We start from the raw sequence: 17,636 nt of genomic DNA on the forward strand, positions 1-17,636 counted from the left end.
CAGTTGAAATTGACTGCGTGTTTTTTAATGTTTTTTTATGCCTCCAACTGCTCTGTAACCTCAGACCATACCTCATACAATTCCTCAAGCTTATGTTGTACCTGCTGCTGTTCCTCATTCAATTCCAGAAGTTTCTCATGGTCGGTAGCAAACCTGACCATCTCCTCCTCCAGTTCCTTCAGACGGGTTTCTGCTTTCTCTATAGCCTTTTCAGTGTCGGAGAGCTGTTTTTCAAGTTTTCGTATCCTGCTGCGTTCTTCCTTTGTAGCAATGTGGCTCTGTTTCGCCTCTGAAATTACAGGTTGCTCTTTTTGTGCTGAAACAACATTCTTTTTGCAATGTTCGGTAAAATAAGTATAGTTACCAAAACAGTCTACAACAGGAGTTGTTCCAATATCAACTATTCTGGTAGCCAGTTTGTCTATAAAGTATCGGTCATGGGAAACAACCAAAAGTGTTCCCTCATAGCTACTTAGAGCATCCTCAAGAATTTCTCTTGAATTTATATCCAAGTGGTTTGTAGGCTCATCCAGGATTATAAAATTGGAATCCGAAAAAATCAACTTGAGCATTGCAACCCTACTCTTTTCACCACCGCTTAGAACAGATATTTTTTTAAATACGTCTTCCCCTGTAAACAGGAATGCTCCCAGTGCAGTTCTGACCTCTGATTGTATAAGCTTCTGGTCAACACTCCATACCTCATCGAGAACAGTATTGTTTTCGTTCAAATCAGCCATTTCCTGATCATAATAGCCAAGGTTAACCTTCGCTCCATAGCTGTATGTGCCAGAGGATGCCTCTAACCTTCCTGCCAATATCTTTAAAAGTGTTGATTTTCCACATCCGTTAGGTCCCAGCAAAAATACCCTTTCACCTTTTTTTACTTTAAAGCTTATATTTTTAAAGAGCTCCTTATTGTCAAATGACTTTGAAATATTTTCTACATCCAGAACATCATTTCCACTTGCAATTGTTTTCCTGAATTTTATCTTTATCGTAGCCGGTAAATCGCTTGGCTTTTCAACTTTTTCCATCCTGTCCAGTGCCTTCTGACGGCTTTCTGCAGCAATAATATTTCTTTCCCTGTTCCACCTTCTCTGCTGCTCTATATAGGCTTCTTGTCGGGCTATTTCCTTTTGCTGCTGTATATAGTGCTTTTCTTGAATTTCACGGTTTACTGCCTTTTGCTTAACGTAGTTTGAATAATTACAATTGTAAACTGTGCTTGTATGGTTTTCTATCTCAATGGTTCGACTGGTTACAGAATCCAAGAAATAACGGTCATGGGATATTATAAGAAGGCACTTTTTATAACTTTTGAGGTAATCCTCCAGCCACTCTACCGCTGCTATATCCAGATGGTTTGTAGGCTCATCCAACATAAGTATGTCTGGTTCCTCCAAAAGCACCTTTGCCAAAGCAAGCCTTGTTTTCTGCCCTCCGCTTAATATGCTTATTTTACATTCAAATTCGTGTTCTTCAAAGCCTAGTCCTCGCAGCACACCCCTTATACGGCTGTTATACTCAAAGCCTCCCAAATATGAAAACCTTTCAGTAAGACGGCTGTATTCCTTCATAAGGGATTCCAGCTTTCCCTGCTCAGTTGTAGAACTTATTTCCTTCTCCAATCTTGCAATTGACTTTTCCATTTCAACTAAATCTCTGAAAACATCACGAAGTTCATCCCATAGCGTGTTTTCAGAATTTAATGCAGAGTTTTGCTTTAAATAGCCAACATTAATGTCTTTTGAAATAAATATTTCGCCGTTTTCCTGCTGAAGTTCACCAATTATAAGCTTAAACAACGTAGACTTTCCAGCACCGTTAACACCAACCAGTCCTACCTTGTCATTTTCCTTAAGACTAAAGGAAACATTATTTAAAATGGTCTCTACACCATATGAAAAATCAACATTATTACAATTTAGTACTATCACTGTAGTTCTCCATTTTGTAAATATTTTGACTTACTGAGTTTTTATCTATTATAACAAACTATTCCCCTATAAGCATAGTCCTTTTAGTATTATCCTTTACAGCAAAAAAGCCGGGGGTATGTTATTAACAACACAATCCCGGCATATATCGGGGTAAATATTTAGAATTTATAAAGAAGCGCACCCATTGTATATCCGGAACCCACGGAACAGAGTATGGCATATGAGCCTTCTACTATTTTGTTGGTCTTTTTTGCTTCGTTAAGTGCCAATATTGGACTTGTCGGCCCCGTATAGCCATATTTATTTCCTACATATATTATTCTCTCTTCCATTACATTAAGTTTTTCTATAGTAGCCAAAATATCGGCCTTGGAAAATTGAGAGAATAAATAAAGTGATACGTCTTCCGGTGTGAGACTATTCTTATCTAACAGATTATATATTAGTTTACACCAATTATCCGACAAAAAACTAAAATCAAATTGATTCCATTCCATCATTTTCATTTTTGCATCCACAGAATTGTCAGTAATTCTCGAAAAACCGCAAGCCGGATTTTTTATAGTCCAGTTATAGCTGCAATCGGTATAAAACCCTGAATCAATTACACCACTTCTTTTCTTCTCCGGTATTTTTTGAAGTATCACTGCAGCTGCTGCATCGGCTGTTGTAGGATATACGACTATATCGTCTTCCCTTGCAAATGGGGTTATCATACAGCTGGAAACCAATAACACATTATTTATATCTTTGTTCTTAATATATGAGTCTATTATATCTAATGCTGAAATCATACTTATACAGTTTGAATTCATATCAAATACAATATTTGCACGTGAGTTAAGTTTACTACTTATCATCAGCGCATTTGACGGAGATACATATTCCGGAAAATCAGATGCAAATACTATCATATCAATATCATCAACATCAATATTTGCATCAGCAATAGCTTTTTTTGACGCTTCCAACGCCATTGTTAAAGAATTCTCATTTCCAAATTTTTTAACTTTAAACCTTCTTTCTCTACCTAAATGTTTTAATAAGGGTCTTGGATCCTTATTCATTTTTTTAAAGTGTTCGACAAAATATTTATTGTCGATTTCATTTTTGGGGTGATAAATACCCACTCCCATAATCTTAAGATTGCAAAACATCATAATTCCTCCTATTTTTGGATTTTTTTATTTTTTTTTGGATTTTGTGTCATTTATTTACTATTTTATATAATAATAGACATTTTTCCAAAAATCAATATGTTTTAACAAATTTTACAGAAAATGTAACGATTATGTTGAACAATGTTAACTTAAAGGATATAATATTAACTATAAAATTTTTATAGCCTTACCGCACTAAATCTTTATGCTCTTTGTTTTTCAACTTTGTAAACATTGGTTTGGGGGTAGATTAATGAACATGCTTAGTCGTTTGGTAGAAGAACAGTTGCACCAGAAAAATAAGATTGTGCTGCTGTGTTTGCTCGCTTCAATTTCATTAAGAGTGGTAGTGGATTATATTTTTAACACGCCTCTTGATGATATCTTGATTTTAGCAATTGTGGGATATGCCTTATGCGCTATCGGAGCTGTATTCTCATTTAAGAAGTTATTCCCGAAAGCAATTATGTATTACTTTACAATTACTATGGGAGTAATCAGTTTCATCATGATAAGCAATAATCCTAGTCTTACTACATACCTTACAGTTTTTCTAGCCATTGTCATTGTCAGTATTTACAGCGATATCAGACCTGTTCTGGTTTGCTCTGTAATAGGTTGTTTTCTTACTACTTATTCATTTTATAACTATAAGTCAGAAATTTTTCCAAATAACACATTTATTGATATGATCTTTTTTATTTTATATATATTTGTGTCAGCTTTTGTTCTATTTTTCCTTAGTTATCTTACAAAAAAATTATATATTCAACTTGAGAATACTGCCGTAAATGCTATTTCTTCTAAAGAGAAGGCCGAAGGATTGTATAACGAGATAAAAGCAACTAGTAAAAGCCTAGCCAAGATAAGTGCAGACATAAAGGACAGTATAATTTCCGCACAGGAAATATCTGACGGCATAGGCCAGGCTATCACCATTGTAGCAGAAGAAGCTCAAATGGAAGTAACAAGTATTCATAAAATTAAAGAATTATTTGAAAATGGTAAAAGCAAAATGGTTGTCTCTATGGAAGCATCCAATGACATGGATTCTGCAGTGAAAAGTGCTGTATCAAATATTGAGAGCGGCAGTGATTATGTAGATAATTTATCAAAAGAAATGAAAGAAGCTTTAAGTACTATGACTTTGGTGGAAAAGCTTGCTACAGACTTAATTGGAAAAAATAAAATAATAAATAATATATTAACTTCTGTTAATAATATATCAAAGCAAACAAACCTGCTTTCCCTTAATGCCTCTATAGAAGCGGCCAGAGCCGGTGATGCAGGAAAAGGTTTTTCAATTGTAGCTCAGGATGTTAGGAAACTGGCTGAAGAATCAAATATCCTCACACAGAGAATAGAAAGTATATTAAAGGAAATGGAAGAAAATGCACTTAATGTTTCAAAAGAAATTAGTAAAGAAAAGAATTATATAAGTAATAGTAACTCTTATACTGAGGCAACAAAAGACATCTTTAATAAAATTAAAGATGAAATCCACTGCATAGAGGAAAAAACCAGTCATATTAAAGCAACTTCATTAAACTTGTACAATTCATTTGAATCAACTGATGATGAGGTTAATGCAATAAGTGATAATACCGAAAAAAATGCTGCTACAGCAGAAGAAGTTACAGCATGTATCAGTGAACAGAATAGTCGTATGAATATTATTGAGGAAAACTATATAAAGCTCAATGCATTAATAGATGAACTTAATAATTTTAACGGTTAAGAAATCAGCAAATTAAACTAAATGCCGGATTTATGATAAAACATAAAGTCCGGCATTTTATTATGTAATTAATTTTTCTCTCTTACCTGAAGTTTTGCAATAGTCTTTAAAATGCCTTTAAACGGTATTCTTCTTTTGGGATTAATAGGATATCCCTTGTGTGCTGTAGGTGGTTTTCTTACATTAAAAAATTTATTTCCCAAAGCCACTATTTATTACTTTACCTGTACAATGGGAATTATCAGTTCTATTATGATAACCAGTAATCCCAGTCTTACAACTTATCTCACCGTTTTCTTGACTATAGTTATTGTCAGCATTTACAGTGATATCAGACCCGTCTTACTTTGTTCCATGGAAGAAATAGGAAAAGATTTAATATTGTAGCTGAAGAAGCTGAAAAGGAAGTAGAAAGTATCCATAAAATAAAAGATTTGTTCCAGTCGGGTAAAAGCAAAATGGAGTTAACAATATCTCTACTCAAACCAACCCTGAATGCCTCCATAGAAGCCGCAAGAGCAGGCGAAGCTGGTAAAGGATTTTTGGATTATTGTATTCCAGTTACGCCATATATATCAATAGAAATAACAGTGTAAGCATCATTCTTTATGCTCTATACATAATTTTCTGTTTACTAAATATATATACGATTTTATGTAAATTGCAAAAAGGAAAAAGTCTCATTCTAGATTAATTTAAGAGTATAAATTATATCAACGGAAGCTCTGTTAAAGATATTTGCAGATGTTTGTCGGCGAATGATGGATATTTTACCGGAAAACCTATCGGATGTAGGTTTTAGCGGCACATTGAATCATGGACGATGAATGTGAGCGACGGTAAAATACCTTATAATGAGCCGTTAAAAACTCTTGCAAATATCTTGGGAGCAATCGTTGATATAATTTTTATAATATATTTTAATCAGAGCTTTCGGCACTGCTCTGGTTTTTCTGGATATCGTCAGCACTTTTCTTGTAATAGCTGTCTATTCCCTGCTTTATTGCAGCCGCCAATTTGCTCTGATAATCCTCTGTAGCAAGTTTTTTTTCCTCATCTGCATTTGAAAGGAAGCCACATTCAACAACAACAGTAGTTGTTTTAAGGTTCTTTAGAATTATTATAGGGTCCTTTTTAACAAGAGCGACTCTGTCATTGGTATTATCTACATTAAGCCTAATTGCATTTTGAATTTCATCTGCCAGCTTTTTGCTTGATTCAGATTTTGGAGGGAAGAAAACCTGGGCTCCATGGTACTGTGTCTGAGGAAATTTATTAAGATGAACACTTACTACCAAATCAGCACCAGAATCATCCATTATTCCTTTTCTTCTTGTTAAATCCTCTTTTCTTTTCTGGATAATATTATTACTCTCGGTAGTATAAACAAGACGGTCTGAGTCTCTTGTCAGTATAACCTTGTAATTGTCCTTTTCCAACATGCTCTTTAAATTCATAACTATACTAAGGTTTACGTCCTTTTCTTTTAGTCCGGAGTAATCGCTTACTGCCCCCGGGTCCTCTCCTCCGTGTCCTGCATCCAGTATAACCGTTCTTACGGCAGGTGCCACACCTTCTCCCGGAGCCTGATTTCCTTCTGCTGTTACAGGTTTTGAGTAGTTAACTGTCAATCCGATGCTTAAAACCGTTATGGACATAAGTAATAGTAAAACAACGAATAATATATTCTTTTTGCTTATTAATACAATCATGGGTATCCTTCCTTCAATCATTTTTAAGTATCTTATTATTATGGATATTCAGCTTAGTCCCACTTATGCATAAAAGCAAAACAAATTGCCCTAACAACAATAAGGGGTAGTTGCAAAACAGAAAGTTTTTTTCTCTAACACTTATACTCTCATACAAGCTAGAAAATATAAAAACTATATTTGCGACAACCCCTTATATAATGCCTATATTAAATTATTTATTAAGGTAAATTAAATCATCTATTTCTCCGCCCAATTTCTTAATTATAGCTCTCATATGATTAAAAGTAGCAGAATCTATTTTATCAATATTTTTAAGGACATAACCCCTTAATAGCGGAATCGCCCTTCCATCCCCATAATCACCAAGTATCTCCACTATTAGATTGAGATTTGAGATTGTACGGAAGGCATTTTTCATGAAATAGAAAACCTCGTCAGATTTATACTTATTATCATTACAAATTTCCGCAACACATACCAGAAAATGTTCCTTTGCTGTCTGATCGTCTGTAGTGTCAAATGCATTTATCACATTATCCAGAATACTTACACCATATGCAACTATTGCAGCACAAATTGCCTCTGAAATCATTTCAACCTGTTTGTTTTCAATTAGTAATGTAATAAGCTTCTGCTTATACTCTTCTTCTTGGAGGCACCCAATTGCATATACTGCTTGAGAAACAGCAGGATAAATATCATCCTTATTCTTATCCTTAGATGAGAGCGAACTATTTACATAGTCAAACAACTTTTCAGAAGCAGCTTTCCCACCATAGCATTTAAACTTTTCAATCAGAATATCAGGAACTCCAACATCTGAATCATTTGCAATAATCAAGAATAATTCAAGTAATTCATTTAAAGAAGACAGTGAATTTATAAATTCTCCCGGTGTCATTCCATCCATTTCCTGCAAACCAGTTGCAAGCCATTTTCTTTCTATATCTGTAATCAACAATTCTTCATCTATTTTTATCTCACTGTTTTCAACAGCAGCTTTCTCATCAAGGTATTGATTAAACCCCTCTTCTATTGCCTTATTATAGCTATTTGTAATAATCCAATTTTTATCCATTTAAAAAAACCTTCTATTCTTTTTTGGTTTAGGCTTTCTTGGTTGTAACCCCAAAAGCTTTCTTATATATTCAGTAATATCAAACTTCTTAAAACCGGCATAGTACCCTAAAAAGGAAATCAATATAACCGTGAACCATGCTATAATATATCCTACAACTGAATAATGCATTGATTTTGAAATAAATAGCATCGGTGCTGCAAGTCCTTTAATAAGGTTAGCCTTTAGTACCATGAAATTAATTCCTTCTATTGATAAATCAAGAAAAGATATTATTATCTGAATAATTACAAAAGGTACTACAGCAAGAATTCCGTATATTGCTCCGTCATAATATTTTACTGAACCGTACCGACGCTTGTCCACTCCTGTTAAATAATGAAGTTCTGCGTAAATAAATGCTATCATTATTATAAATACAAAAACCGAAAACAAGCTCAGTCTTTTATAAAACCCCAGAAAAAATATGTAAAAAATAACCATAGAAATCAAATAAGATTTTATAACTGCCCAACTTCCGGATAAATACTTTTTCATAATTCTCCTTTCAAAACCACATTAAGTCAGCTTTAATATTATATCATTATGACAAAACAAAGTAACTATTTCAAGTTAAAAATCGCATTCAATCAAGCCTTTTTTTATTGTTTGAAGCTTAGTATAGTTTGTCAATTTATTACCTTTCAGATACAGTATATTTAAATTTTTAAGCTTTGAAATAGGTGAATAATCAGTTATGATATTTTCCCTTATATAAAGCTCTGTAAGATTAGTCAAGCATGCTAAAGCACTTATGTTGGAAACCTTATTCCCATTTATTGAAAGTATCTCCAGCTTTGTCAGCCCTTTAATGGGTGAAATATCTTTTATAGTGTTTCTATACAAATACAGTACTCTAAGGTTTTTTAGCGAAGCCAAGGAAGAAATATTTGAAAGCTTAGTATTGCTTAAATCCAGATACTCCAGATTTGTAAGCATCTTTAAATCATTTAAGGTTTTATAGCCTGCCGGAATTTTTAGTCTGTACACTTTGGCCAAGTCAGACTTGTATAAAGTCCCGGAAGGTTTGGATATTTTTCCTCTTACAGCTTTTTCAACAACTTTGTCGGTAAAGGTTACTTTTGTCTGTGATACCTGAGATGTCGCTGGAAGTGACTTAATAATTGTATCCCAAACATCAAGGCCAAAATTTTTTGCAGCTTTATCAGTATAGTCAGGAATATTTGAAAGGCTCCACAGTGATATACCTCCTATATCGTACTGTTTTGAAATATCTATCTTGGCCTTTACGCTTTTGCTGTTTTCGTAAAGACATATATTCTGTGTATTATTGCTTGTATTGAAGTATTGCATAACAGGACTTTCAAGTTCATTATTATAGCTATATGTAATTGATTTACCATTACCGTCTTTATTTATAACCCTGTCATACAGCATCTTATAGGTGGGCGGAGGAAGAACTTCCAAACTCATAGCCTTTTTCCCCACCTTATTCCAGGTAGAGCCTTTTGGAATCTGAAATCTCCACTGTGCAGCATCAAAGCTTATTTGAAGCATTATTTTATTTAAATTATTCTTACTGACGTATTTCTTTACATCCTCCATCACACGCTGAATTTCTCTTATAGGGGCAAGACTGTCTATGGGATTCAGACTATCATAGCCGGTATACTGCATCACCTGTTCTTTTGTGAGCTTTGTCAAAGGCTCGTAGTCATGAGCCATTATTATCATTCTATCAGCTATTTGAGAAATTGTAGAATAGTCGTAGCCGGAATAATAACGCAACGTATTAACAGCAACATACATTTTTTTGTTTATTTCTGTGAGTTTAGGTTTAAGCTCTTTAAGGAATTGATTAAAGAAGCCGCTCATTTTCTGCCCGTTAAGCCCTTCTATGTCAATAACAACTCCGTCAAAATAAATATTGCTCCCCTTTGATACATCACTTTTCATTAAATCTATTATTGATTGAATAGCTTTATCCCTTTGCTTATTGTCAGAAAGAATTTTTTCAACGTTTGCACTATCTGAGAAAATCCCCAATTGAATAGACTTCTTCTTGCTTTTCGCGTATTTTAGAACCTCAATATAATCATTTGGATAATAAAAATCTTTATTACCATTTTTACCAAAAGTAGTATTAATACCATCTGTCAAATCAGCGTAAAATCGGCCCCATAAAAAGCTTACTGAATCAAGGGAGTCTATGTATTTTTTTAAATCATTTGAAAAAGTCGCATTTGCAGGATAAAAAGCATGTAGCTCCAACTTTTTTACAGACACAGCCTGTGCCTCAGGTGTTATAGGCGAAATATAAGCAAAAGCCATCGCCAGTATAAGTGTCACACAAATAAGTATTCTATATATTTTCATTTTCCAGTTACCACCTCTTTAACTATATAATGATTCTATCACATCAGGCTTCGTCCATATGTTAAAAATTAGTTACAGTTCAAAGAACAAATACATATATGTCATCATACAATACACTATGCAATCAAAAGCCGTTAATAAAAGGAGTGCTTGCAATGAATATAGGTGATAAGGCAAAAGAACTATCAAAGGCAGTAATGGGTACAAAAGAATACATAGAACTTAAACAGGCTAAATCAGTTATTGATAAAAACAAAGAATTACGCTCAAAAATTGAGGATTTCAAGAAAAAAAAGGAGGCCTTATACAAAGGAAAGCTTTCTACAAGCGAAGCCCAAAAAAGGGCAGCAGAGTTGAACAAAATCTTTGAAAATCTGAATAGTATACCTGAGGTTAACAGGTTTGTTAATGCAGAGAAGTCCTTCAATGATATGCTTCAAAAAGTTTACAGACAAGTCAATGACGCTCTTGAAGCATCCTTAAAATAGTTATTTTATTATTAATTCGCTAAAAAGCCGGATTGCATTTTCCGGCCTTTTTAGCGTTTAAATTTAAACTGCATTATGAACAAAGGAAACTATTGATGCTACAGGTATATCAGTTACCGAGCCTACTGTATAAACAGGTAAGGAATCCCAACCTCCTGCAGCTGCAGCTCCGTTTATACTTGCCGGCAAAACCGGTCCCATGCCATATCCCCCGGATGAACCACATCCGATGCCCATATCAGCACTACTGCCGTGTCCGTATTCCGAATTAAATCCGGTACATGCATTACCCAGTGAACATCCTGGTGATGGCCCTATTCTAGTTATCAATCTAACAAAAACATTGTTTACTGTTAATAAAACTCCGGTAAAGCCTGAGCCAGACTCTCCTCCGCTGCTTGTGAAAATAGTTACAGTCTGGCCTATATAATTTGCAAGCAGTGCGTCCCATTTACCTACTGATGCTCCTGTAAATCCGCATCCTTCTCCCATTTGAATAACTCCTTTCAAAATACATTTATCGAGCAATAACTCTAGTTCATATTATGTTGACGATATACATATTGTTACTTTTATATAATTCAAGCCTTAAAAGACAAAAATAGAGACTGGTAAATAACCAGTCTCATAAAGCATTGCTATCTTTTCATACTATTACATACTTTAAACTGCATTATGGACAAAGGATACTATTGATTTTATAGGTATATCTGTTACTGAACCCACCGTATATACCGGAATCGAATCCCAGCCTCCTGCAGTTACAGCGCCGCTTACGCCCCCTGGAACTATAGCACCCGACATTCCTGTACCTTTTCCGCCGAAACCGGAACCGCAGCCAGCTCCGTATCCTTCACCCGCTGAAAATTTTGAACAGGAATTTCCTAGAGCACATCCCGGAGGTGGACCTATTCTGGTAAGTAATCTTACAAATACAGAATTAACAGTCATTAGCACACCTGTAAAACCTGAGCCAGACTCTCCTCCACTGCTTGTAAAAACAGTTACAGTCTGACCTATATATTTTGCGAGCAGTGCTTCCCAGTTCACAGCCTGTGAACAAGATGGTGCTTTTGCTACTCCACGTTCAAATTCAAATTCTTCTGACATTCCACGTCCTCCTTAATACTTAAATCTACTTCATCTTATGTGAACTTAAGAAGAAATGTGACTGATTGTAAATAAAAACAACAACCTGACTGTATTCCGTCAGATTGTTGCTTTTATTTATATTAGATTCAATAATAGTTATTGTCACTGCAGTCATTACCTCTTCCATAACCGGAGTTCCTATGATATTCCAAAGAAGCATCATAGTTATTTCCATAGTACTGCTTTAGTACTGCTTTTCATTCCAACCATATAATCCGTATACACCGTAAACCATGTTTCCGTAGAATCCAAAGGGATATACGTAATTACACCAACTGTAAAGTAAATACAGATATGGCTGTATGAACCCTCCATAAAAAGGTAAATATCTTGTATCTGCAGTACTCACCCCCCAGGCTAAAATTGCTTTTTATTAAACTGCATTGTGTACAAAAGAAACAATTGCTGTAATAGGTATATCTACTACAGAACCAACAGTATAAACAGGCATATTATCCCATCCACCTGCATTAACAGCTCCGACCTGTCCTGCCGGGCCACCTGCTACATAACCTGAACCACATCCTGCTCCGTATCCTCCACCATAAGCACCTTGTGAAAATCCACTGCAGGAATTACCAAGAGAACATCCTGGAGGTGGACCAATTCTGGATATTAATCTTACAAAAACAGAATTTACTGTTAGAATTACTCCAGTGAAGCCAGAACCTGACTGACCACCGCTACTTGTAAAAATTGTTACTGTCTCTCCAACATAGTTTGCAAGCAAAGCGCCCCAATTTGCACATCCACAATCTGACATAGTACGCTATCTCCTTTCATTTATTTTATACTATACTTTATGTCTACTAATCAGTTTGTGTTACTTTTGATATAACTTTTAATCCTATGTATCCTTGGTTATTTCTACCCTGACTTTTTCATAAGGTTCTTCGTTCCTGCCTTTTGATTGTGAAAAAACATGGATATCCAGACATGCGTTTTGCATATTTTCATATCCGGTACCATCATTTGATATCACATCATAGTTAGTTATGTTATGGAGATTAAAAGGTATTATATTGCCGGAATCATCCATATAGTTGATTTCCAGTTTTTCAATCTTGGAATCCACAGGACTGGTCCAATATGGCTTAAAACCAACTCCTATAATTCTTCCGCTAATACCATGAGAAGGTATATTCAGTCTGCACCCTTGCCTGGCAAGATTCAAGAGAGCAAACTTTAGATTTTCGATTCGTTTGTAATTCATCAATGTCACTTCCGTAAACCTACCACCAATAATCAGCTACTATATCTTATGTTCACTTGCCTGTTAAGGTTACATAAATTATTTGCCAGGTTAGAGAATAGAGGGAATCCTCCATATTTTTGAAATGAATAAGTATACTATATCTCTATCTCTTGGTACAGGTTAGAGTTTTCTTTTGCTATTCTTTGCTCAAGAATGTCAAAAATTTTTTTAGATTCACTAACAAACAAATCTATGTCATTAGTTATTTTTGATCTTGTATTAAAACGATCTTTATACGCCATAAATTGGGTACTTATAGTTCCCATTTCATCTATATAAGCCTGTGCTGTTTTTCGTATTTCAGAATTACTGCTTTTAAGAAGCTGAGGATACATGTACTGGTCTTCTGTATTGAGGTGAACTTTAAGTTTACCAGCAAGGTTACTTATCTTTGATGAAATTTCAAGAGCCTCTTTTGCAATATCCTTATGAAGTATATGAAATTTAATATCTGATAAAATTTCCGCTATTTCCTCATGCTGTCTTTTTAAGGTTTCTAAATATATCATATATCGTCCTCCTGCAATTTTTTATATTCTTTATATACCCTATATAATAGCTCTAAAACAGAATACATCACATGACAAAATGACAAATCAAAAAAACCTGAAAAACTTAACTTCTCTATGGGTGTTTTTTATATTTGTATATCAAGTGCTTAACTGATATTATAGGGTGATATATCATCATTCTGGGACCTGAATATCGCATTACTTTAATTATTCTCTCCCTCATATCATTTTTGTAACAATGTATTTTACAATCTCCGCAATTTGATTTTTTATTACCAAATTTGCACCCATCAAGACGTTTAAAGGCATATTCTTTAAGTTCTAGGCACTCAGTGCATAACTGCTTTTTAATATTGTGATTTTTATTGCAATACAAGGTAATCATAGTTGCTACAACCTTTTTTTCATGAGTAATTCTGTCACTACATCTCATTTTTTATTCCCCCCAAGGCTATCAAATATACACATTATTCACGTATAAATGATAAAGAAAAAGTATTGACTTTAATAATCAGTCAATACTTTCTTTATTTGTGTATTATTTTACCTTAGTTTTAATATTTTGAGAACTATTTATCTTATGCTAAAAACATTTTAATATCTTCATCTACAGTTCCTATTCCTGATATTCCAAAATTCTCTACCAATACTTTAGCTACATTTGGTGATAAGAAAGCAGGAAGTGTTGGCCCCAAGTGAATGTTTTTAACTCCAAGATGCAACAAGGATAGCAATACTATTACAGCCTTTTGCTCATACCATGCAATATTATAGGATATTGGAAGCTTATTAACATCATCCAAACCAAATACTTCTTGAAGCTTTAATGCAATTACAACCAATGAGTATGAATCATTACATTGTCCTGCATCAAGCACTCTTGGAATTCCGCCAATATCTCCAAGATTCAATTTATTATATTTATACTTTGCACAACCTGCAGTTAATATAACTGTATCCTTTGGAAGCTTTTCTGCAAATTCAGTATAGTAGTTTCTTGATTTAGCTCTGCCATCGCAGCCAGCCATTACAAAGAATCTCTTTATTGCCCCCGTCTTAACGGCATCAACTACCTTGTCAGCCAGAGCTAATACTTGGTTGTGAGCAAAGCCTCCTATGATTTCTCCCTTTTCTATTTCAGTTGGCGCCTTACACTTTTTTGCCATAGCAATTAATTCTGAAAAGTCCTTATTTCCATTTTCATCTGCAACAATGTGTTTGCAGCCTGGTACTCCAGTTGCACCTGTTGTAAATAATCGATTCTTATATGAATCCTTCGGAGGAACTATACAGTTTGTAGTCATTAAAATTACTCCGTTGAATTTTTCAAATTCTTCGCCCTGCTTCCACCATGCATTACCGTAGTTTCCTGCAAAGTGTGAATATTTCTTAAAAGCCGGATAATATTGTCCTGCCAGCATTTCACTGTGGGTATAAACATCTACTCCTTTTCCTTCTGTTTGCTCTAATAGCATTTGAAGGTCTCTTAAATCATGTCCCGAAATTAATATTCCGGGGTTATTTCTAACTCCAATATCAACTTTAGTAATCTCAGGATTTCCATAAGTTTCTGTGTTCGCTTTATCAAGTAATGCCATTGCGGTAACTCCATATTTTCCTGCTTCTAATGCAAGAGCTACTAAATCATCTGCAGATAACGAATTATCTAATGTTGCAGCTAAAGCTTTCGCCATAAACCCATGAACTTCTATATCATTGTATCCTAAGTTCATAGCATGCTTCATATATGCTGATAAACCTTTCAAGCCATATAATATAAGCTCTCTTAAGCTTCTTATATCTTCATTTTCAGTGGCCAATACTCCCACTTTTTCAGCTTTCGCATCAAATTCACTTACATTATTAGCTGACCATACTGCTGCATCTGGAATATCAATTTCGTTTGATGACGCTCCAAATAATTTCTTAAAGAAATTACTTATACCTTTAGCTTCTCCTACTTGCCCACCAGCTTTTGCAACCTTAGCTTTTAAATCTTCTCTTAAATTTAAAGTTTCCTTAACTCTTTCAATAAGTGCTTCCCTGTCAAAGTTAGCATTTGTAATTGTCGAGAATAAACTTTCAGTAATATATTTGTCTACATTACTATCAACAACACCAACTTTTCTTCCTTCATTGCTTACTACAGCTAAGCCTTTAGTTACAAAAACTAATAAGTCCTGAGCTTTTGCTACATCTGCAGTTTTACCGCAAACACCATTTACAGTACAACCCTTACCACCCGCAGCTTCTTGACATTGATAACAAAACATGTTTGACATAATATCCTCCTTATAAAAAACTTTCATTTATTCGTAAATAATATTAATAATTTAATTTTTACTGCTTGGCATTTCAATGAGTTAATTATATTAGTTTACATAGAGTAATTCGGTATCTGAGGATACAAAAGTCGGGCCTTTTAGAATAAATATATTTTCAACAGAAAGATATGGTGGTAAATGAACTTTTACCTTTTGAAACTAAAACCTTATGGCTCTCCCCGCCTTAGCAGGAAGATTATTATTATAGACAAAAAAGCACCGCCGTTTCCCTTTAGAAACGGCGGTGCCAATAAGTGGTAATGTAAGCATATATTAATAATGTACACAGTGTAAACTACTTATGGGATAATTACCATAAGACACTTTAATGACATAAACCACAAGTTTATTATAACAACAGTTGATTATAAATTATGCCAGGGATAGTCCACCATCTAATACTAATGCTTGACCAGTGATATATGAAGATTCATCACTAGCCAAGAAAAGAACCCCATTTGCAATTTCTTCTGGCTGCGCACCACGTCCCATAGGAACCCCTGGTAATACAGCCTTATCAAAATCGTTACCTGGTTCAACCATTTCTGAATAAGTCAAACCTGGGCACACAGAGTTAAAACGAATACCTTCTTTAGCATAAGTTTTTGCCAATGTACGTGTCATGTGGATAATTGCTGCCTTAGATACGGAATAAGGAATGTTATTTGGCATGGTTATAATACCACCAACGGATGCTGTGTTAATGACAGAACCGCTTTTCTGTTTTAGCATAACTGGAAGTACTAATTGCATAACACTAATCTGGCTTCTCAAATTTGTGTTTATTGTTCTATCAAAGTTTTTCACTAAATCGATACCCAAGAAATCTGCATCTATCAGAATACCTGCATTATTATGAAGAACATCAATTCTACCATATTTCTCAACTACATAATCAACTAAAGCTTTACATTCTTCTTCCACAGTTGCATCACATTTGAAGAACTCAACCTGACCACCTTGCGCAATAATCTCTTTCTCAACCTTTTTACCTACTTCTTCACGTCTACCAGTAAAGATGACTTTTGCGCCCTCTTTTGCAAATAGAGCAGCAGTTGCCTTACCAATACCAGATGTTGCGCCAATTACTACTGCAACTTTACCATTAAGTCTATCCAAGTTAAAAGCCCCCGATCACATTAGATTATTGTTAAAAATTTATCATTTCATGTTAATATTTTATCAATATAAGCGTGTTTTGTCAACCTTAAGTTAACAAGTTATGTAAATATATTTTGAACATAAGAGTTAAACGAAATCTTTATCCATTAATTATTAGTAGAATGTTAAAGAAGCCAGAATGTAACTTTCTAAAAAGTCACATTTTGGCTATGTTATAGGAACCTGGTTAGTTTGAAAATAAAATAAACCCACGGATTATTAATTCCGTAGGCTTTGGAGGCGCCACCCAGATTTGAACTGGGGAATAAAGGTTTTGCAGACCTCTGCCTTACCACTTGGCTATGGCGCCATCAATATTAAGGCAGACTACGTAAGCAATCTGCCTCATTTGTTTGGAGCGGGTTACGAGATTTGAACTCGCGACTTTCACCTTGGCAAGGTGACACTCTACCGCTGAGTTAAACCCGCATGTTAAATTGAAAAGCTTTCTTGCTTATCAATTTAATCTGGTGCCCAGAGCCGGAATCGAACCAGCGACACGGGGATTTTCAGTCCCCTGCTCTACCGACTGAGCTATCTGGGCAAATTGGCGACCCGGAACGGGCTCGAACCGTCGACCTCCAGCGTGACAGGCTGGCATTCTAACCAACTGAACTACCGGGCCAATTTGTATCTCTCACGGAAAATGGTGGGAACTATAGGGCTCGAACCTATGACCCTCTGCTTGTAAGGCAGATGCTCTCCCAGCTGAGCTAAGCTCCCAAGATTATTTC

At 34.9% G+C, this 17,636-nt stretch carries 18 protein-coding genes and 5 tRNA genes; 3 read left to right on the plus strand and 20 right to left on the minus strand.

Annotated elements, in window-relative coordinates:
- Positions 1 to 35: 35 nt before the first annotated feature.
- Positions 36 to 1,940 carry an ABC-F family ATP-binding cassette domain-containing protein gene (locus K412_RS0106020; RefSeq protein ID WP_024832264.1) on the minus strand — a complete coding sequence of 635 codons (1,905 nt, stop codon included), beginning with the start codon at positions 1,938 to 1,940 and terminating at the stop codon, positions 36 to 38.
- A gap of 161 nt (positions 1,941 to 2,101) precedes the next feature.
- Entirely contained in the window at positions 2,102 to 3,100 is a 999-nt protein-coding gene (locus tag K412_RS0106025) for a 3-oxoacyl-[acyl-carrier-protein] synthase III C-terminal domain-containing protein (RefSeq protein ID WP_024832265.1), read from the minus strand.
- Positions 3,101 to 3,356: 256 nt separating this feature from the next.
- Here K412_RS0106025 and K412_RS0106030 point away from each other — a divergent pair, with 256 nt between their 5' ends.
- Together K412_RS0106030 and K412_RS22705 are read left to right on the plus strand one after the other, a co-directional pair.
- Entirely contained in the window at positions 3,357 to 4,841 is a 1,485-nt protein-coding gene (locus tag K412_RS0106030; RefSeq protein WP_024832266.1) for a methyl-accepting chemotaxis protein, read from the plus strand.
- 347 nt (positions 4,842 to 5,188) lie between these two features.
- Positions 5,189 to 5,437 carry a hypothetical protein gene (locus K412_RS22705; RefSeq protein WP_024832267.1) on the plus strand — a complete coding sequence of 83 codons (249 nt, stop codon included), beginning with the start codon at positions 5,189 to 5,191 and terminating at the stop codon, positions 5,435 to 5,437.
- Between the two features lie 324 nt (positions 5,438 to 5,761).
- On the opposite strand, the gene K412_RS0106045 is transcribed toward K412_RS22705, so the two are convergent.
- The 4 genes from K412_RS0106045 to K412_RS0106060 form a co-directional block, all read right to left on the minus strand.
- A complete protein-coding gene (locus K412_RS0106045) occupies positions 5,762 to 6,553 on the minus strand; it encodes an N-acetylmuramoyl-L-alanine amidase (protein WP_024832268.1) in 792 nt (263 codons plus the stop codon).
- A gap of 214 nt (positions 6,554 to 6,767) precedes the next feature.
- Entirely contained in the window at positions 6,768 to 7,634 is an 867-nt protein-coding gene (locus K412_RS0106050) for a hypothetical protein (RefSeq protein ID WP_024832269.1), read from the minus strand.
- Entirely contained in the window at positions 7,635 to 8,171 is a 537-nt protein-coding gene (locus K412_RS0106055; RefSeq protein ID WP_024832270.1) for a hypothetical protein, read from the minus strand. It lies immediately after the preceding gene.
- 75 nt (positions 8,172 to 8,246) lie between these two features.
- Positions 8,247 to 10,010, minus strand: a complete 1,764-nt coding sequence (locus K412_RS0106060) for a leucine-rich repeat domain-containing protein (RefSeq protein ID WP_024832271.1) — start codon at positions 10,008 to 10,010, stop codon at positions 8,247 to 8,249.
- Between the two features lie 155 nt (positions 10,011 to 10,165).
- On the opposite strand from K412_RS0106060, the gene K412_RS0106065 reads away from it, so the two are divergent.
- Entirely contained in the window at positions 10,166 to 10,498 is a 333-nt protein-coding gene (locus K412_RS0106065; RefSeq protein ID WP_024832272.1) for a YlbF/YmcA family competence regulator, read from the plus strand.
- Between the two features lie 63 nt (positions 10,499 to 10,561).
- On the opposite strand, the gene K412_RS0106070 is transcribed toward K412_RS0106065, so the two are convergent.
- From K412_RS0106070 to K412_RS0106140, 14 genes are all read right to left on the minus strand, one after another.
- Entirely contained in the window at positions 10,562 to 10,990 is a 429-nt protein-coding gene (locus K412_RS0106070) for a hypothetical protein (protein ID WP_024832273.1), read from the minus strand.
- 171 nt (positions 10,991 to 11,161) lie between these two features.
- On the minus strand, positions 11,162 to 11,608 hold the full coding sequence (locus K412_RS0106075) for a hypothetical protein (protein WP_024832274.1): 447 nt from the start codon (positions 11,606 to 11,608) through the stop codon (positions 11,162 to 11,164).
- 25 nt (positions 11,609 to 11,633) lie between these two features.
- Entirely contained in the window at positions 11,634 to 11,825 is a 192-nt protein-coding gene (locus K412_RS0106080) for a hypothetical protein (protein ID WP_024832275.1), read from the minus strand.
- A gap of 198 nt (positions 11,826 to 12,023) precedes the next feature.
- On the minus strand, positions 12,024 to 12,413 hold the full coding sequence (locus tag K412_RS0106090) for a hypothetical protein (protein ID WP_024832276.1): 390 nt from the start codon (positions 12,411 to 12,413) through the stop codon (positions 12,024 to 12,026).
- Between the two features lie 84 nt (positions 12,414 to 12,497).
- Positions 12,498 to 12,863 (minus strand): hypothetical protein, encoded by a 366-nt coding sequence (locus K412_RS20550; RefSeq protein WP_034847240.1) that lies wholly within the window; start codon positions 12,861 to 12,863, stop codon positions 12,498 to 12,500.
- Between the two features lie 137 nt (positions 12,864 to 13,000).
- A complete protein-coding gene (locus tag K412_RS0106100; protein WP_024832277.1) occupies positions 13,001 to 13,414 on the minus strand; it encodes a hemerythrin domain-containing protein in 414 nt (137 codons plus the stop codon).
- Positions 13,415 to 13,529: 115 nt separating this feature from the next.
- A complete protein-coding gene (locus K412_RS0106105; RefSeq protein WP_024832278.1) occupies positions 13,530 to 13,850 on the minus strand; it encodes a nitrous oxide-stimulated promoter family protein in 321 nt (106 codons plus the stop codon).
- A gap of 145 nt (positions 13,851 to 13,995) precedes the next feature.
- Positions 13,996 to 15,699, minus strand: a complete 1,704-nt coding sequence (gene hcp / locus K412_RS0106110) for a hydroxylamine reductase (RefSeq protein ID WP_024832279.1) — start codon at positions 15,697 to 15,699, stop codon at positions 13,996 to 13,998.
- Between the two features lie 414 nt (positions 15,700 to 16,113).
- The gene (locus K412_RS0106115; protein ID WP_024832280.1) at positions 16,114 to 16,860 is read right to left on the minus strand and encodes an SDR family NAD(P)-dependent oxidoreductase; all 747 of its coding nucleotides are present in this window, start codon (positions 16,858 to 16,860) and stop codon (positions 16,114 to 16,116) included.
- A gap of 277 nt (positions 16,861 to 17,137) precedes the next feature.
- Positions 17,138 to 17,212: transfer RNA gene (locus K412_RS0106120), tRNA-Cys, on the minus strand.
- Positions 17,213 to 17,256: 44 nt separating this feature from the next.
- A tRNA-Gly gene (locus K412_RS0106125) sits at positions 17,257 to 17,331 on the minus strand.
- A gap of 39 nt (positions 17,332 to 17,370) precedes the next feature.
- Positions 17,371 to 17,446: transfer RNA gene (locus K412_RS0106130), tRNA-Phe, on the minus strand.
- A gap of 4 nt (positions 17,447 to 17,450) precedes the next feature.
- Positions 17,451 to 17,527 (minus strand) — tRNA-Asp (locus tag K412_RS0106135).
- A gap of 22 nt (positions 17,528 to 17,549) precedes the next feature.
- Positions 17,550 to 17,625: transfer RNA gene (locus tag K412_RS0106140), tRNA-Val, on the minus strand.
- Positions 17,626 to 17,636 lie beyond the last annotated feature (11 nt).

The sequence above is a fragment of the Ruminiclostridium josui JCM 17888 genome, assembly GCF_000526495.1.
Lineage (GTDB): Bacteria > Bacillota > Clostridia > Acetivibrionales > DSM-1351 > Ruminiclostridium > Ruminiclostridium josui.

What these genes read in the sequence shown, in the direction of transcription:
- K412_RS0106090 (WP_024832276.1), bottom strand. Translation starts at nt 12,413, where the DNA reads ATGTCAGATTGTGGATGTGCAAATTGGGGCGCTTTGCTTGCAAACTAT.
- K412_RS0106055 (WP_024832270.1), bottom strand. Translation starts at nt 8,171, where the DNA reads ATGAAAAAGTATTTATCCGGAAGTTGGGCAGTTATAAAATCTTATTTG.
- K412_RS0106065 (WP_024832272.1), top strand. Translation starts at nt 10,166, where the DNA reads ATGAATATAGGTGATAAGGCAAAAGAACTATCAAAGGCAGTAATGGGT.
- K412_RS0106060 (WP_024832271.1), bottom strand. Translation starts at nt 10,010, where the DNA reads ATGAAAATATATAGAATACTTATTTGTGTGACACTTATACTGGCGATG.
- K412_RS0106050 (WP_024832269.1), bottom strand. Translation starts at nt 7,634, where the DNA reads ATGGATAAAAATTGGATTATTACAAATAGCTATAATAAGGCAATAGAA.
- K412_RS0106045 (WP_024832268.1), bottom strand. Translation starts at nt 6,553, where the DNA reads ATGATTGTATTAATAAGCAAAAAGAATATATTATTCGTTGTTTTACTA.
- hcp (WP_024832279.1), bottom strand. Translation starts at nt 15,699, where the DNA reads ATGTCAAACATGTTTTGTTATCAATGTCAAGAAGCTGCGGGTGGTAAG.
- K412_RS0106025 (WP_024832265.1), bottom strand. Translation starts at nt 3,100, where the DNA reads ATGTTTTGCAATCTTAAGATTATGGGAGTGGGTATTTATCACCCCAAA.
- K412_RS0106080 (WP_024832275.1), bottom strand. Translation starts at nt 11,825, where the DNA reads ATGGAAATAACTATGATGCTTCTTTGGAATATCATAGGAACTCCGGTT.
- K412_RS20550 (WP_034847240.1), bottom strand. Translation starts at nt 12,863, where the DNA reads ATGAATTACAAACGAATCGAAAATCTAAAGTTTGCTCTCTTGAATCTT.
- K412_RS0106075 (WP_024832274.1), bottom strand. Translation starts at nt 11,608, where the DNA reads ATGTCAGAAGAATTTGAATTTGAACGTGGAGTAGCAAAAGCACCATCT.
- K412_RS0106105 (WP_024832278.1), bottom strand. Translation starts at nt 13,850, where the DNA reads ATGAGATGTAGTGACAGAATTACTCATGAAAAAAAGGTTGTAGCAACT.
- K412_RS0106100 (WP_024832277.1), bottom strand. Translation starts at nt 13,414, where the DNA reads ATGATATATTTAGAAACCTTAAAAAGACAGCATGAGGAAATAGCGGAA.
- K412_RS0106070 (WP_024832273.1), bottom strand. Translation starts at nt 10,990, where the DNA reads ATGGGAGAAGGATGCGGATTTACAGGAGCATCAGTAGGTAAATGGGAC.
- K412_RS0106030 (WP_024832266.1), top strand. Translation starts at nt 3,357, where the DNA reads ATGAACATGCTTAGTCGTTTGGTAGAAGAACAGTTGCACCAGAAAAAT.